Annotated in this window: 1 protein-coding gene; it reads right to left on the minus strand. The window is 62.1% G+C overall.

What is annotated here, in order from left to right:
- On the minus strand, positions 1 to 643 hold a 643-nt coding region (locus ISP15_RS18235), incomplete at both ends, for an IS481 family transposase (RefSeq protein ID WP_404549411.1).

Raw genomic sequence — 643 nt, forward strand, 5'->3', positions numbered from 1 at the left:
TGTTGAAGTTCGATACGTTGTTCCGCGCTAGCCGGCTGATAGGCGGTTGGTAGCCAAGGGCGGAATGAGGTCGATGGTGATTGTAACGATGCATCCACGGTTGCAAAGCAGCCTGGCGTTCGGCGCTGTTCTGGTAGGTGCGTGCATAAGCCCATTCGCGCAAGGCGGTCTGGATGAAACGCTCGGCCTTGCCGTTGGTACGCGGCGTGTAAGGGCGTGTGAAGCGATGCTTGATGCGCAGCTCAACGCACACAGCGGCAAAGCTTCTGGACCGGTATGCCGCCCCGTTGTCGGTCAGCAACCGGCGGATCGTGACGCCAAGACAGGCGTAGTAAGCGACCGCGGCGCGCAAAAACGCGCTGGCCGAGTCGGCCGTTTCGTCACGATAGCCTTTGGAAAAGCCCACTCGGCTGTGATCGTCAATGGCCACATGAATGCATTCCCACCCGGCACCATCGGTGTTGTCGCGCGGATCGCCGGTGACCCGATGTCCCGGCCGCACGATCCGGCCCAGCTTCTTGATATCCAGGTGCAGCAGGTCACCGGGGGCGTCGTGTTCATAGCGGCGAATCGGCATCGGCGGCTGCAACGGTGGCAGTCGGTTCATGCCCTGGCTGGCGAGCCAACGTCGCACGGTGGAGAC

This window comes from Dyella jejuensis, assembly GCF_044904675.1.
Lineage (GTDB): Bacteria > Pseudomonadota > Gammaproteobacteria > Xanthomonadales > Rhodanobacteraceae > Dyella_B > Dyella_B jejuensis.